General features: G+C 65.9%; 14 protein-coding genes. 8 read left to right on the top strand and 6 right to left on the bottom strand.

The window, feature by feature from the left end; translation table 11 throughout:
* Positions 1 to 149: 149 nt before the first annotated feature.
* On the bottom strand, positions 150 to 1034 hold the full coding sequence (locus tag ACXAJT_RS02120) for an AraC family transcriptional regulator (RefSeq protein WP_475232490.1): 885 nt from the start codon (positions 1032 to 1034) through the stop codon (positions 150 to 152).
* A 275-nt stretch (positions 1035 to 1309) separates the two neighbouring features.
* Here ACXAJT_RS02120 and ACXAJT_RS02115 point away from each other — a divergent pair, with 275 nt between their 5' ends.
* The 3 genes from ACXAJT_RS02115 (at position 1310) to ACXAJT_RS02105 (ending at position 3622) form a co-directional block, all read left to right on the top strand.
* Positions 1310 to 2389: a Gfo/Idh/MocA family protein gene (locus ACXAJT_RS02115; RefSeq protein WP_475232488.1), complete on the top strand. Its 1080-nt coding sequence runs from the start codon at positions 1310 to 1312 to the stop codon at positions 2387 to 2389.
* A gap of 222 nt (positions 2390 to 2611) precedes the next feature.
* Entirely contained in the window at positions 2612 to 3124 is a 513-nt protein-coding gene (locus ACXAJT_RS02110; protein WP_475232486.1) for a DUF6152 family protein, read from the top strand.
* A 3-nt stretch (positions 3125 to 3127) separates the two neighbouring features.
* Positions 3128 to 3622 (top strand): DUF6644 family protein, encoded by a 495-nt coding sequence (locus tag ACXAJT_RS02105; RefSeq protein WP_475232484.1) that lies wholly within the window; start codon positions 3128 to 3130, stop codon positions 3620 to 3622.
* A 51-nt stretch (positions 3623 to 3673) separates the two neighbouring features.
* Here ACXAJT_RS02105 and ACXAJT_RS02100 read toward each other — a convergent pair whose 3' ends face one another.
* Positions 3674 to 4567: a LysR family transcriptional regulator gene (locus tag ACXAJT_RS02100; protein WP_475232482.1), complete on the bottom strand. Its 894-nt coding sequence runs from the start codon at positions 4565 to 4567 to the stop codon at positions 3674 to 3676.
* Between the two features lie 58 nt (positions 4568 to 4625).
* Here ACXAJT_RS02100 and ACXAJT_RS02095 point away from each other — a divergent pair, with 58 nt between their 5' ends.
* Positions 4626 to 5399 carry an SDR family NAD(P)-dependent oxidoreductase gene (locus tag ACXAJT_RS02095; RefSeq protein ID WP_475232479.1) on the top strand — a complete coding sequence of 258 codons (774 nt, stop codon included), beginning with the start codon at positions 4626 to 4628 and terminating at the stop codon, positions 5397 to 5399.
* Positions 5400 to 5414: 15 nt separating this feature from the next.
* Here ACXAJT_RS02095 and ACXAJT_RS02090 read toward each other — a convergent pair whose 3' ends face one another.
* Positions 5415 to 5846 (bottom strand): cyclophilin-like fold protein, encoded by a 432-nt coding sequence (locus ACXAJT_RS02090; protein ID WP_475232477.1) that lies wholly within the window; start codon positions 5844 to 5846, stop codon positions 5415 to 5417.
* A 3-nt stretch (positions 5847 to 5849) separates the two neighbouring features.
* The gene (locus ACXAJT_RS02085; protein ID WP_475232475.1) at positions 5850 to 7046 is read right to left on the bottom strand and encodes an MFS transporter; all 1197 of its coding nucleotides are present in this window, start codon (positions 7044 to 7046) and stop codon (positions 5850 to 5852) included.
* 224 nt (positions 7047 to 7270) lie between these two features.
* Here ACXAJT_RS02085 and ACXAJT_RS02080 point away from each other — a divergent pair, with 224 nt between their 5' ends.
* Positions 7271 to 8359 (top strand): alpha/beta hydrolase, encoded by a 1089-nt coding sequence (locus ACXAJT_RS02080; RefSeq protein WP_475232473.1) that lies wholly within the window; start codon positions 7271 to 7273, stop codon positions 8357 to 8359.
* A 401-nt stretch (positions 8360 to 8760) separates the two neighbouring features.
* Here ACXAJT_RS02080 and ACXAJT_RS02075 read toward each other — a convergent pair whose 3' ends face one another.
* Complete coding sequence (locus ACXAJT_RS02075) at positions 8761 to 9123, bottom strand: hypothetical protein (RefSeq protein WP_475232471.1); 363 nt, start codon at positions 9121 to 9123, stop codon at positions 8761 to 8763.
* 244 nt (positions 9124 to 9367) lie between these two features.
* Between ACXAJT_RS02075 and ACXAJT_RS02070 the strand changes: the two genes are divergently transcribed.
* The 3 genes from ACXAJT_RS02070 (at position 9368) to ACXAJT_RS02060 (ending at position 14400) form a co-directional block, all read left to right on the top strand.
* Entirely contained in the window at positions 9368 to 10591 is a 1224-nt protein-coding gene (locus ACXAJT_RS02070) for an amidohydrolase family protein (protein ID WP_475232469.1), read from the top strand.
* 181 nt (positions 10592 to 10772) lie between these two features.
* The gene (locus ACXAJT_RS02065) at positions 10773 to 11927 is read left to right on the top strand and encodes an RsmB/NOP family class I SAM-dependent RNA methyltransferase (RefSeq protein ID WP_475232467.1); all 1155 of its coding nucleotides are present in this window, start codon (positions 10773 to 10775) and stop codon (positions 11925 to 11927) included.
* Positions 11928 to 12177: 250 nt separating this feature from the next.
* Positions 12178 to 14400 (top strand): hybrid sensor histidine kinase/response regulator, encoded by a 2223-nt coding sequence (locus tag ACXAJT_RS02060; RefSeq protein ID WP_475232767.1) that lies wholly within the window; start codon positions 12178 to 12180, stop codon positions 14398 to 14400.
* A gap of 10 nt (positions 14401 to 14410) precedes the next feature.
* Here the strand turns inward: ACXAJT_RS02060 and ACXAJT_RS02055 are convergent, their stop codons facing one another.
* Entirely contained in the window at positions 14411 to 15004 is a 594-nt protein-coding gene (locus ACXAJT_RS02055; protein ID WP_475232465.1) for a gamma-glutamyl kinase, read from the bottom strand.
* Positions 15005 to 15154 lie beyond the last annotated feature (150 nt).

Here is a 15154-nt window from a genome sequence, read left to right as displayed (position 1 = left end):
CGGACTTCGCGCATCGTGGGGGGACCACTGCAAAGGGGCTGCCTCAACATGCGCCCCATGTTCGAAGGCCAGTCCTTCTTCAAATCCTTCCCCGTGGCGGCTCGGCTGATCTTGTCCGGCGTCACGTCGGATGGCCCGGCCTGAGGGGCTCAGACCGCCGCGCTGTCCTGTCCGATGAGGCGTTTCAGATCCTTCGAAGGGGCCAAGCCAAACATGCGGGCGTATTCGCGGCTGAACTGCGAGGGGCTTTCGTAGCCGACCGCAAAAGCCGCGCGGGCAATCTCCGTGCCTGACAGGATCGCGCGTCGGGCGGCCTGAAGGCGCAGGGCCTTTTGGTATTGCAGGGGGCTCATCCCGGTTGCGGCGCGGAAATGGCGATGGAAGGACGCGATGCTCATCCCGGCGCAATTGGCCATGTCCTGCACCGGAACGCTTTCGTCGAGATGGGTGCGGATCCAGTGCAGCGCCCGGCGCACCTGCGTCAGCTTGGGGTCAGAGGCGACGATCTGGTGCAGGGCGGCGGCTTGCGGCCCGCGCAGCAGCCGATAAAGCAGCTCGCGCTGGATCAGCGGGCCCAGAACCGCAGCGTCCTCGGGGGTATCGTGCAGGGCAAGAAGGCGCGCGCAGACCTCGGGAAGACCCTCGGCGATCGGGCCGAAGGCATAGCATTTGCCCCGTTCGGCCGCGACCTGGGGCGCATCGGCCAGCAGGTCCGCAAGGGCGTCGCGCCGCAGGGCGACACGGATGGCGAGATAGGGCGCATCACGGCTGGCCCGGGTCACGCGGCCCGTCACCGGCAGGTCGATGGAGCCGACAAAGCAGGTGCCCGGCGCATAGTCCAGAATGGCCTGCCCGATGGTGACCTCCATCGCGCCCTGCAGCACGATCACGGCCATCGGCTCATAGAACATGGCCATGCGGCTGTCGGTCGAACGGGCTGACAAGAGGGTCACGCCGTCGAGAAGGTCGACCGCGTCCTGCTGCGCGACGATCCCGGCAGCGCGCGCCGCCAGTGCGGAGATGTCCTCGGGCAATCGAGCCTCCTGCTTAGGGCCTCCGGAATGTGCGGCCGGTTTGATCGGATCAGGCAAGTCTCCGAGACAATGCATGATGGTGTCTGAAGATCCTACGCATATCTTTTTTCCGCAAGACAGGGTGTTGCGCGTGCTTATCACAAAATGGCGCGCGCGGCCTTTCGGGGCACGGCCCTCCCACGGCTGTCCAGATCGGGCAGGCGCACCCTGTCACAACAGACACCAAAGACCCTGCGTGGGCGCGCGCCCCGTAGGCAAGACACGGAGATCATATCATGGCAGACCGCATCAAGGTCGGGTTCATCGGCCTCAACCCTGACAGCAACTGGGCCTTCAGCGCGCATCTTCCGGCGCTGAAGACACTGACCGATGATTTCGAGATCGTCGGCGTTGCCAACAGCACCCCCGAAAGCGGTCAGCGCACGGCCGAGGCGCATGGTTTGACAGCCTTCGACACGCCCGCCGACCTCGTCACCTCGGACCAGATCGATGTCGTCGTCGTCACGGTCAAGGTGCCTTACCATTTCGAACTGGTCAGCCTCGCCCTGAACGCGGGCAAGCATGTCTATTGTGAATGGCCGCTTGGCAACGGGCTGGACGAGGCGCGCAAACTCGCGGCGCTGGCCGAGGAGAAGGGCGTTGTCGCCGTTGCCGGCACGCAGGCGCGTGCGGCTTTGGAGGTGGAGCATCTGAAGACCCTGATTGCCGATGGCTATGTCGGGCGCGTCCTCTCGACCTCTCTCATCGGGTCGGGCGGCAACTGGGCGAACACGACCTCGGCAGCGCTTTACTACCTGTTCGACAAGGCCAATGGCGGCACCATGGAGGACATTCCGATGGGCCACACCCTTGCCGCCGTGCGCGACGTGCTGGGCGATTTCGGCCCGCTCAGCGCCACCAAGACCTTCAACTATAATACGGTGACGGTCACCGACACGGGCGAGGAACGGCCCAAGACCGCGCCCGATCAGGTCATGGTGCAGGGCCAGATGGCCAGCGGCGCGGCGCTGTCGCTGCATTACCGTGGCGGCACCAATCGCGGTACCAATTTCCTGTGGGAAATCAACGGCACAGAGGGTGACATTCAGGTCACTGCCGGTCTTGGTCACGCGCAGATGGTGCAACTGACCATCAAGGGCGCGCGTGGGGACGAGACGGACCTGACCGAGCAGATGCCCGATGCGTCGCTCTATGACGGCAAGCCCGAATTCCCCGGCGCGCGCAACGTGGCCGGGGTCTATGCCCGCATGGCCAACGACATCCGATCCGGGTCGCGCACCGCGCCGAGCTTTGCCGATGCGGTCGGCTTGCACGAGGTTCTGGACCAGATCGACCGCTCTGCGTCGAAGGCTTGATCTTGGCCCCTTGGCCGGCCCGAGCCTCGGGCCGGCACCACGACTGATAGAAGCGCGCTCTCCGGCCAGATTGATGAGCGTTCGTCATGAGCGTTCACGGCCTGCGCAGCATAGTGCAGCGCACCGTTCCGGTTAGTCTGTTCACCATGCGAGACGGTCAGAGTTGCTGGTGCCAGAGCATCGCCGTGACGCCCGTAAGTCGACAAACACCAGGAGAGCTTGATGATGAAATCCCTCAAACCCCTTGCGCTTGCCGCGGCCGTCGCGGTGCAGTCCTTGGTTCTGACGCCGCTTCCGGCGGCCGCCCATCACGGGTGGAGCAGTTTCGAGACCACGCGCGCTTATTACATCCAAGGCACCGTGACAGATGTTCGCTGGGGCAATCCGCACAGCGAGGTGACGATCACCGTGGACCAAACAGACCTGCCGGATGGGTTCCGGGAGCGTGCCCTGCCACAGGGCGCCAACCGCTCGGAGGGAGAGGCGACGATGGCGTCGGCTCGCCCCTACGAGGGGGAACACCAAGAGATCCACCTGACCCTGGCAGGGCCCGGCTGGATGTCCCGCTGGGGCCTCGACCGGCCGATCGAAATGGGGGAAACCCTCGAGGTGCTGGGATATTTGGGTGCCGAAGATGCGCATGACCTGCGCCCCGTGATGTTCTGGCTGGAAGACGGTCAGGGCGTCTGGCAGCAGCTGACGGCCTTTCCCAGCCAACCTGAACCCGCGAACTGAGCCTTGCCAGACTGGGTCGTCGCCGCGCTTACGGATCTGGAGCGCACGCCAGTTGCGGTCTGGGTCCGCATGGCACCGCAAGCCTACCCTCTGCTCGAAAGCCTCCACATTCTGGGGATTGCCCTGTTGGTCGGCGGGGCCATCGTCGTCGACCTGCGTCTCATGGGGCTGGGCGGTCGGCATGTGCCAGTGACCATGGTGACCCGGAACGTGCTGCCGCTGTGTGTGTTCGGCTTCGCGGCGGCGGCGATCAGTGGCGGGTTGATGTTCACGGGCGTCGCGCGCGCGGTCGGTTTTAGCGCGGCGGCGCCTTGGAAGCTGGGGCTTATCGCGATCTCTGGCGTGAACATCTTGATCTTTCATCTGGGCATCTACCGATCCGTCCATGACTGGGAACAGGCAGCGGTTCCTCCCTGGCCCGCCAAGATCGCCGGGGCGGTTTCAATCGCCAGTTGGGTCGGCGTCCTCGTGGCTGGCCGGTATCTCGCTTATGTTTGATGTCCAGCCGGGGCTGAAGGCGGCATCACGCCCCGCGTGAAGCTGCCTGCGTCACCCCCTGTGCCGCAGCGCCTCCAGAACGGCGCGGAACGCAGGCGATGGCTGGCGCCGGTTCGGGTAATAGAGATGGAAGGGGTCGAAGAACGGGCAGTAGTCGTCCAGCACTTGCACCAGGCGACCGGCCTTCAGATGCGGTTCGGCAAGGTCCGCCGACATGTAAGCGCAGCCGAAGCCGGCGAGCGCGGCGTCGAGCACCAGGAAGATGTTGTTGAACGCCAACTGGCCGTCGACCTTAACCCGCAGATCATGCCCGTCCTCGCGGAATTCCCAAGGGAAGTTGCGCTTGGCCGATTGCAGGTGGAAGTTCACGCAGGGCAGCTCCGCCAGATCGCGCGGATGCTGCGGTTTCGGGTGCGCCTCGAAGACCTGCGGCGTGGCGACGACAATGTAGCGCAGGGGCTCACCGATCCGGGCTGAGATCATGTCCTTCGCCAGATGTTCGCCCCGCCGCACACCGGCATCGAAGCCTTCGGCCACGATGTCGTTGAAGCCGTTGTCCAGCGTGATCTCCACCTTGATATCGGGGTTGGCGCGGAGCAGCGGTTGCAGCTTTGGCCAGAGCACTTGGGCGATGCCCAGTTCGGAGGAGACAAGGCGCACCGTGCCGGCGGGGGTTTCGCGCAGGGCGCCGATTTCATCGAGTTGGGCATCGATCTGGCCGATGTGATGGCTGATCCCGTCCAGAAGGCGCTGCCCGGCCTCGGTAGTCGAGACGGCGCGCGTGGTGCGGGTCAGCAGGCGCAGGCCGAGCCGCTCTTCAAGCTGGCGGATCGTGTGGCTCAGCGCGGATTGCGACACGTCCAGACGCGCGGCGGCGCGGGTGAAGCTGCTTTCCTGCGCCACGGCCATGAAGGCCCGAAGGTCATTGAGGTTTTCGCGGGGCACGGGCTGCCTCTTGTGATTTGTCGATAGGTCGAATGCGATTACATCCAGTTCTCGATCAATGGGCAAGAAAGGCAGGCAAGCGATGGCAAGAATTTTCGTGACGGGGTCAACCACGGGCGTGGGACGGAATTCTGCTAAGCATCTGCTTGAGGAGGGGCACGAGGTGATCCTTCATGCGCGCAACGCCAAGCGCGCGGAGGATTTTGGCGCGCTTGCGGATCAGGCTCAGGTGCTGACAGGGGATCTTGCGGATGGTGCCGAGGTGCGCCGCATGGCGGATGATCTGAATGCTATTGGCCGGATGGATGCGATCATCCACAACGCGGGCATCATCGACGCGCAGCGCCATGAGACGCCGGACGGCCTGTTGCGCGTGCTGATGGTCAACGCGCTGGCGCCCTATATGCTCAGCCTGCTGGTGGAGCGGCCCGCGCGTCTGATCTTTACCGGCAGTTCGATGCACCAGGGCCATGGCAAGGTGCTGGAGGATATGGACTGGACGCGCCGCCCGTGGTCCTCCAGCAGCGCCTATGGCGAAAGCAAGCTGCTGGTCACGGCGCTGTCCGCCGCGTTCGCGCGCAGGCTGGACGGGGTCACCTGCCACACGGTCGATCCCGGTTGGGTGCCGACGCGGATGGGCGGCGCATCGGCGAGCGACCCGCTGGATCAGGCGCATGTGACCCAATGCTGGCTGGCCACCGGTGATGAAGAGGCGGGCGGTTATTGGCACCACATGCGCAGGCAGCGCCCTGATCCGAAGGTCGAAGACCACGATTTTCAGGACGCGGTGCTTGCGCGTTTCGCTCAGATGACCGGCGTGCCTTTGCCCTGAACCGATGGGCCCTGATCAGATCATCTCGATCCGGACAGGATAGGTGCCCTTGTGCAGCAGGGGCGCCACGTCGCCTTCGATATGGCCCAGCCGGATCAGGTCGTCGCGGAAGGTGTAATCACCATGGAACAGCGCGAGGTTGCCCCAGCCGAGGAAGTAGCACAGATCACCCGGCGTCTCGTCGCTGAACGGCTCGAAGCCGCCTTCGTCGAGACGGCGGGGCAGATGCACGATCTTCTCATTGTTGGAGAAATCCTGGATCTCCAGCTCGGTCGGCAGCATCGAGATCAGGTCGCGTACCGTCGGGTTGTCGACCAGTCGATAGATCACCTGCTGATCGTCAAAGCTCACCCGCATCCGCATCGACTGCGCGCGGGCAATGGCGGGGATCATCAGTGCGGCGGCCCCTCCGGCCAGGATGGCGCGACGGTTGGGTTTGATCGTCATGGCTCAGATCTCCGTGTTCGGTTTCAGAAGGTGACGGCCCGTTCCCGTGATCGCAAGCGCGACGAGGGCCAGCAGGACGCTCCCGGCAAAGGTGGCCTCGATCGAGATCAGGTCCAGCAGGAAGCCTCCGATCACGCCGCCCAGCAGGATCGACGCCTGGATCACCGCCACCATCAGCCCGCCTGCCGCCTCGGGCAGGTCATCGACGTTGCGGGACATCCAACTCATCCAGATCACCGACATGGCAGTGTTCATCGCGCCCCAGATCGCCAGCAGCAGGCCTGCCGCGATCAACGAGCCGCCCGCGATCAGCAGCGCCGCCGTGCAGCCGCCCATCACCAGCGCGGGCAGGCAGAGCATTCGTTCGACCCGGCCACCGACCATGCGACCTGACAGGGACGAACCGACGAACCCTGCGGCCCCGAGCACCAGCAGCAGCACCGACAGCAGATCGACGCCCACGCCCGTGATCTGTTCAAGGAAGGGCCGCAGATAGGTGAACATGGTGAAGGCCGAGCCCCAGGTGAAGGTGATCGCCACCAGCCCGCGCCGGAAATAGCGGCGGCGCAACAGGGTCAGGAAGGTGCCGAAGCTGGCCCGCGTCTCGACCGGCAGAGAGGGCAGGGCGATCAGATGCCAGACGAGGTTCAGCGCCACCACCGGGGTCAGCGCCCAGAACACGCCGCGCCAGCCGACGATGTCGCCAAGGTAGCTGCCCAAAGGCGCGGCAAAGGCCGCCGCGATGGCCTGTCCGCCATACATCAGGCCAAGCGCGCGGGGCACATCGACCTCTGGCACCAGCCGCATCAGGATCGAGGTCGCCAGCGACCAGAACCCGCCGACGCAGACCCCCAGCAGCGCCCTGCCGGCCATCAGCACCGCGAAGGTGGGCGCCATCGCCACCACGACCAGCGAGATCAGCATCAGCCCGGTCAGCACCACCAGCACCGTCTTGCGGTTGATCCGGCCCGCGACCGTCGTGATCGCAAGGCTGGTGGCCACCGCGAACAAGCCGCTGATCGAGATCGCCTGACCGGTCTGCCCGGTCGTCGCGCCAAGCCCTTCGGCCATCGGCGTCAGCAGGCTGACCGGCATGAACTCCGAGGCGATCAGCATCGCCACGCATAGCGACATCGACAGCACCGCGCCCCAGGCGCCGCTGGGGGCACTGTCGGTCTGCTCTAGGGTGGTATCCGTCAAGGTCTGCTCCGTCTGTCTGTCTTTCGTCTCTACTTAGCGGGTCCTCGCGCGCGCGATTATGCAGGAATCTTGCATGCAGTGATGTGCGATATGGGTCAGTGGGCCGCCTCGGTCCCAGCCTCATTCATGAGAATCCCTCATTACGGCATATGGATTTATGGTCTTAATCGCGCAGTTCCGACGCCCCACATTCGGTGCAGCAACAGCAATCACAGGGATCACGCATGACCGAGACACCTCAGACCTCCGCCGAAACCGCCGCCCCCAACGAAGGCCGCCGCAACCTGCTGAAGATGGCCGGGGTCAGCGCCGCCGCCGTCGCCGCCGCCTCCTTTGGCAACCCGCTGCGCGCGCAGACCAGCGACTGGGACAAGACCTTCCCCAAAAGCGATGCGGTCGAGCATTCCAAGGTCGAGTTCACCAACCGCTACGGCATCACGCTGGTCGGCGATCTCTACATGCCCGCCGAACGCCCCGATGGCGCGATGCCCGCGCTGGCCGTGGCCGGGCCGTTCGGCGCGGTCAAGGAACAGGCCGCCGGTCTCTACGCCCAGATCATGGCCGAGCGTGGCTTCGTGACACTGGCCTTCGATCCGTCCTACGTGGGCGAAAGCGGTGGCCAGCCGCGCTCGGTCGCGTCGCCGGACATCAATACCGAAGACTTCATGGCCGCGATTGACTTCCTCGGCCTGCATGACGCGGTCGACCGTGAACGCCTCGGCATCATCGGCATCTGCGGCTTTGGCGGCATGGCGCTGAACGCGGTGGCTGCGGACAAGCGGGTGAAGGCCGTCGCGACGACCTCGATGTATGATATGTCGCGCGTGATGGCGAAGGGCTATTACGACAGCCTCACCGACGAACAGCGCGCCGAGGGCCTTGAGGCGATGAGCCGCCAACGTTGGGAAGATGCTGCTTCTGACAGCCCCGCACTTGCGGGCGGTCTGCCGGACAGCCTCGACGGGATCGATGACCCGGTGATCCAGATGTATCATGCCTATTACAAAGACCCCGAGCGTGGCTATCACCCCCGGTCAGTGAACTCGAACGACGGCTGGACGGTGACCAACCCGCTGTCCTTCATGAACATGCCGCTGCTGACCTATATCGACGAGATCTCCCCGCGTCCGATGCTGGTCATCGCCGGCTCCGAGGCGCACTCGCGCTACTTCTCCGAAGACGCGGTGGCCGCGGCTGCCGAGCCGAAGGAGCTGATGATCATCGAAGGTGCCGATCACGTCGATCTCTACGACCAGGTCGACATCATCCCCTTCGACAAGCTCGAGGCATTCTTTAGCCAGAACCTCGCCTGATCGCGTTGCGACTGTCGAAGAGGGGCAGGGCTGGTGCCAGCGCGTGCCTTAAACGCTGAAGAAGGAACGCTCCACCAATGCATTGGTGGAGCGTTTTTTCTCAAGCCATAATCGTGGCGGTTGCCACTGAACTTGGGCAGATCGACAAAAGGCCCGCCCCGCGCAATCTCTGGCTTTGCGGCCTGTTGAAGCCGATCGCCTGTGGGGAAAGAGACAAGGGGCGACACCGCCTAGATGCCAGAGATTGGCCATTTGAAGGGGGCAGCGCACGGTGATCCAGGTCTTCATGCCCGACGCCGCTTGGCCGAGCATGTGACAGTGGAATAGCTATTTTCCGGGGTTGTCAGCGACGAAGGCGACCTCCAGTGAGCTGACCCCATCGAGTGGTCCGGGTTAAATGCTCATGCAGGGTCGGCCTTCGATCTATGGAATGAAGACCTCTGGCGCCGGCGCCCGATATCCGTGAGCACTAAGCGGAGCAGCTTGTTCCACTTCAGGTTTTCGGTGGGGACGTCAGCAAGCGTTGCTCTCCCCGGTTTCATGTGGCTGAGCTTAGGGGGCGACGCTGCGTCTTCTGAGGCTTTGCCGAGCGGCAATGATCTCTGAGAGGCATCAGCCGCTTTGCCGTCAGGCGCTTGAGGCCAGATGTTGGTTGCCTGCCTCACGAGGTGTTCGACGATCTCCTCCGGTGTGGCAGCGCGGCGCTGTGCCTGCAGCTTGCCGAGTGTCGTCAATGTCGTTTCGTTGATGGTGATCGTCGGCATTTTGCGGACCTGCGGCGCGGTTGGCTCCGGGGCATTTGACGAGACTGGGGCTAAAGATTTCGTAAAAGTCTAGGCCCCGCCGGGGATGGGCATCCTGCGCAGCGCCTCTTTTGTGCACGGGTCGCAGCGTTGGAGGCTGGTACGAGCAATCACCGGCGGAGAGGCTTGCCTTGCCGGAAATCCCTTGTCATCAGGGCGTTGAGCCATGCGGGTCATGGCGCAACTTGCACGAAAGGCCGCAGCCATGTCCCTCGATCTCGTCATCCGTCAGGCGCGGCTTCAGGACGGTGCGGAGCCGGTCGACATTGGCCTCGCCGGGGGCAAGATCGCCGCCATCGCGCCGCATATCGACAGCGACACGCCGGTGCGTGAGGCGGCCGGAGGGTTGGTGTTCCGCGGGTTTGCCGACAGCCACTTGCATCTCGACAAGGCCTGTTTGCTCGACCGCGCGGTGAACCGTAGCGGCACGCTTCAGGGCGCGCTGGAGGCGGTCACGGCGGCGAAGCGCGATTTCACGCAAGACGATGTCTACGCCCGTGGCGCGCGGGTGCTGGAGCGGGCGATCGGGCAGGGCACCACGCTGATCCGCACGCAGGTCGAGATCGACCCGGTGATCGGGCTGGCGGGGTTTCATGCGGTGCGGCAGCTGGCGCAAGACTACGCTTGGGCGCTCGACCTGCAGATTTGCGTGTTTCCGCAAGAGGGGCTGCTGAACTATCCGGGCACCGAAGCGCTGCTGCGCGAGGCGCTGGCGGAGGGCGCCGATCTGCTGGGGGGCTGTCCCTATACCGATAGCGATCCGCATGGGCAGATCGCCCGGCTGTTTGCGATGGCGCGGGAATTTGACGTCGACCTCGATTTCCATCTCGACTTTGATCTCGATCCGGGCTGGCGGCATCTCGACGAGGTGGCGCGGCAGACCATCGCGCATGGCATGCAGGGGCGGGTGACGATCGGCCATGTGACCAAACTGTCGATGCTGCCGCCCGACGCGCTGGCGCAGAGCGTGGCGCTGCTGCGCGCGGCGGGCATCGCGCTGACCGTGCTGCCCGCGACGGATCTGTTCATCACCGGACGCGGGCACGATCATGCGGTGCCGCGCGGGGTGGCTCCGGCGCACCAGTTCCATGCCGGTGGCGTGTGCTGCACGGTGGCCACGAACAATGTGCTTAACCCCTTCACGCCCTACGGCGATTGCTCGTTGCCGCGCATGGCCAATCTGTTTGCCAATGTGGCGCAACTGGGCGGCGAGGCCGATCTGGCGGCCTGTTTCGACATGGTGAGCGGGGCGGCGTTTCGCCTTCTGGGCCATGACCCGGAGATTGCGGTGGGCGGCGCGGCGGACCTCGTGTTGTTGCCGGGACCTAGCCGGGCCGCGACCGTGGCCGAGATCGGACGGCCGCTTTGGGGGATGCGCGCGGGGCGGATGACTTTCGAGGCGCCCGCGCCGCGACTGCTGCGGCCCTGACGGGCGCTCGCACAGGACGCGGTGCCGGGAAAGCGCTGGACGGGCTGCGTTGCCGGCGGTTAGAGGGGCGCTGACGGTCCGACACAGGGGCCACGGATAGCGCCAGAGTGAGGGCACATGTCATGCGGCAAAGCGGCAGAGAAGCGAACGCGGGCGTCGGACGTAGCGCCGGGGGCTGCCAATGACCCCGGGGGCACGTCTGCAGGCGGCGGCCGAGGTGCTGGACCGGATCGCCGCTGGCGCGGCAGCGGAACAGGCGCTGCTCGGCTGGGCGCGGGGCGCCCGTTACGCTGGCTCGAAAGACCGTGCGGCGGTGCGCGATCATGTCTTTGACACGCTGCGCCGCTGGCGCTCGACCGCCGCGCAGGGCGGTGGCGAGAGCGGGCGTGCCCGGCTGATCGGTCTGCTGCGCCAGCAGGGCGTCGCGCCAGAGACGCTGTTTACCGGCGAGGGCCATGCGCCCGCGCCGTTGAGCGAGGCCGAAGCGGCTGCGGGGCGTATGCCAGACGGTGCCGAGGCCCGCGATATGCCCGACTGGCTCGACGCGATGCTGCGAGAGAGCCTTGGCGCGGAGGCGCCTGCTGCCGCCGAGGCGCTGCGCGAGCGCGCGCCGGTGTTCCTGCGGGTGAATACCCTGCGCGGCGATCTGGCGGCGGCGCAGGCGGCGCTGGCGGCGGAAGGGGTCGAGACCCGGGCGCATCCGCTCGCCTCTGGCGCGCTGGAGGTCACTGAGGGCGCGCGCCGCATCGCGCAGGGCCGCGCGTTCCACGACGGGCTGGTCGAACTGCAGGACGTGGCAAGTCAGGCGGTGGTCGAGGCATTGCCGCTGGCGCCCGGTCTGCGGGTGCTGGACTATTGCGCAGGCGGTGGCGGCAAGGCGCTGGCCATGGCAGCACGCACCGGCGGCGAGATCGAGGCGCATGATGCCGACAAACGCCGCATGTCGGACCTGCCGGCCCGCGCCGAGCGCGCCGGCGCCCGCGTGCGCCCGGTGGCCAAGCCCAAGGGCAGCTTTGATCTGGTGCTTTGCGATGTGCCATGCTCGGGCAGCGGCGCATGGCGCCGCGCGCCCGAGGGCAAGTGGCGGCTGACGCCGGAGCGGTTGGCCGAGTTGCAGGCGGTGCAGGCAGAGATCCTCGACATCGCGGCGGCGCTGGTGCGCCCGGACGGGGTACTGGCCTATGCGACCTGCTCGATGCTCAAGCCCGAGAATGACGCGCAGGTCGAGGCGTTCGTCGCGCGCCACCCCGAGTGGCATATCGCGGAACGGCGCCAATACCTGCCGCGCGACGGCGGCGACGGGTTCTATCACGCGCTGCTGCGGCGCACCTCCTGAGCAAGCCGCGGCCCCGCTGATGCGCGCGAAAACGCGGCGTGACGTCCGGGCCACTGCTGCAATGCCTGCGCAGAGTTAACCTTTGGTTAGGCTTGGGCATGCCAGATGATTGCGCGACACCTTGCGAGAGGATGGGGACAGCGTGACGCAATCAGCGGCCTATGAAACAAGCGCTCCGGCGCGGCAGCGGCGGGAGATTTTACCCGCGCTGCTGCTGGCCGGCGCGGGGCTGGGCTGTTTCGCTCTGGGTATGCTGATGCCATCGCCCGAGAGCACGACCGGGGCCGAGGCGACACTTGGGCTTTTCGCCGCGTCCGGGGCGTTCTGCGCGCTGGCCGGGCTGGTGACGGTGCGGCGCGCGTTGGAGCGGCGCCGCGCCGGACGCGACATGGCGGCGCTGCGCGGGGTTATCGAGGGAGATCCGGTGCCGGTCTTGCTGGCCGGGCGCGATGGGCTGGTGCGCGTTGCCAACCGCGCCGCGCGCAGCGGGCTGGGGGCGGGCGCTGGCGACAGCATCGAGGCGGTTCTTGCGCCCGTGCTGAGCGATGCCGGGGCGCTGGTGCAGCGGCTGATGCTGCGGGCCGAAACCGATGGCGGCGTGAGCGAGGACGTGGTCTCTCCAGCCGGGCGCTACCGGGTCACGCTCGTCGCTGCCGCCACGCCGCTTTGGCGCATCGAGCGTTTGCCGCCGCGCCCGCTTGCCGAGCCTGCCTCGCCCGCCGCGGCGCCCGGCCCGGAGGGGCCGGAAACGCCGATGCTGACCGTGGGGCGCAGCGGTGCGGTGCTTTACATGAACGCCGCGGCGCGCCGCCTTCTGGGTCGCCGGATCAAGCGGCTTGACGAGGTGTTCGAGACGCCGCCGCGGTCGGGGCAGGTGGAGCAACTGGAGACGGTCGAGGGGGCGCGCAGTTTTGAAGTGCGCTGCGCCGATGCCGGCGTCGGGCGTCAGGAAATCACCCTGCAAAGCCTGCCCGAGCAAAGCGATCACGCGGCGCGGGGTGGGTTGGACGACCTGCCGGTGCCGCTGCTGCGGCTGCGCGCCGATGGGCAGGTCCTTCATGCCAACGCCGAGGCCTGCAGCATGCTGGAAGTGGATAGCGCCGATAACACCGCGCTTGGCGACCATATGGAAGGGCTTGGCCGGTCGATCGGTGAGTGGCTGCTCGACGCCGCCGCGGGCCGGGGTTTGCACCGATCAGAGTTCCTGCGCCTCAAGAGCCCCGAGCGCGAAGCCTATGTGCAGGTCACGCTCAACCGCATCACCGAGGGCGGACGCGCCGAGCTTGTGGCGGTTCTCAACGATGCGACCGAGCTTAAGACGCTGGAAGCAAAATTCGTACAAAGCCAGAAGATGCAGGCCATCGGTCAGCTTGCGGGCGGCGTGGCGCATGATTTCAACAACCTGCTTACGGCGATTTCCGGCCATTGCGACCTGCTGCTGCTGCGCCATGATCAGGGCGATGCCGATTACGCCGATCTGCTGCAGATCAACGAGAACGCCAATCGCGCGGCGGCGCTGGTCGGGCAGCTGCTGGCGTTCTCGCGCAAGCAGACGCTCAGCGCCGAACAGCTTGATCTGCGCGACACGCTGTCCGATTTGACGCATCTGCTGAACCGGCTGGTTGGCGAGCGGGTGAATCTGACCCTGCGCCACGATCCGATCCTGCCGCCGATCCGCGGCGACCGGCGCCAGCTCGAACAGGTTATGATGAACCTCGTGGTCAACGCGCGCGACGCCATGCCCGAGGGCGGCGAGATCATCATCGAGACTAAACGCTGCGTGCTGCAAGAGCCGCTGCTGCGCAACCGCGCGCGGGTGGAGCCGGGAGCCTATGCCAGCGTCCGGGTCGTCGATCAGGGTGTCGGCATCGCGCCGGACAAGCTGCAAAAGGTGTTCGAGCCGTTCTTCACCACCAAGCGCACCGGAGAGGGCACCGGGCTTGGTTTGTCGACGGTCTACGGTATCGTAAAACAGACGGGCGGTTTCATCTTCGTCGACAGCGTGGTCGGCGAGGGCAGTTGCTTCACCCTGCTGTTCCCGGCGCATGAACCGGTGGCGGCGGTGGAGCCGCTGCCGCCCGCGCCGCGCGGCCCTGCGGCGCCGCGCGAGGGCAGCGTGGTGCTGTTGGTCGAAGATGAGGCGCCGGTCCGGGCCTTTGCGGCGCGGGCGCTGCGGCTGCGCGGCTTTGAGGTGATCGAGGCCGAGACCGCCGAAGAGGCGCTGGACATTCTCGACGACCGGTCGCTGCATGTGGATGTCTTTGTCACCGACGTGGTGATGCCGGGGCTCGACGGCCCAAGCTGGGTGCGCCGGGCGCTGATCGACTGGCCCGGCACGCATGTCGTCTTCGTATCGGGCTACGCCGAGGAGGCGCTCGACAAGAGCCGGATCGAGGTGCCCAACTCGGTGTTTTTGCCCAAACCCTTCTCGCTCACCGATCTGACCGAAACGGTACAGGGCCAGCTTGGCTGAAGCGGGCGCTTCAGCCCGCGCGCTCCCACAGGTCGAAATCGGCGGCGCATTTGCGGCGCAGCTTGGCCTCGATCTCGGACGAAAGCGCCAGATCGGCGCGCGGCGAGACATTCTCGCGCGGCAGATCAAGCTGCAGCCCCAGCCGCTCTTCGAGAAAACCGGTGATCGCCGCCTGGTTCTCGTAGCGGAACAGATGCGTCACATTGGTGCCATTGGGCCGCGGCTCGACAAATTTCGCCTGGCTGCCGACATTGGCGAAGGGCGGGCGCTCGCCGCGGGTGTAGGCGTCAACGAAAGCGTCGAAGCTGACGTCGCGGGTGGAGGTCGGCTTGCCAATCAGAAAGTCGCGCTGGCGATAGCGATACCACGACCCCAGCCAGGACACCGGCTCGCGCACCACCGCCATCAGGTCCATATGCGCCGTGCCCATCTTTTCGAACATCGGGCGAAAGAAACGGTTGTAGCGGTAGACCGGCGCATGTTTCAGTTCCGGCGGATCGAGCACCGCCATCGACGCATGCGGCCCCAGCGCCGCCTCATAGGCGGAGGTTCCCGTCTTTGGCACCGCCAGCAGCACCAGCCGCGCCTTCCAGAACACCAGCATCCTCGTCCCCAACATTGCATTTTTGTCGATAAACTACTCTTTAACCGTGTTTCGCAAGACTTACGTGAGTTCTCGCTTGAAATGTTCTCTTTTTGGTCTCATAACGACGGATAAGAACAAGAGGCGAACAAAAGCAGCGATTGCCGCCCC

The sequence above is a fragment of the Salipiger sp. ABF4_146 genome (assembly GCF_056161345.1).
This window is presented reverse-complemented; position numbering and strand designations above follow the sequence as displayed.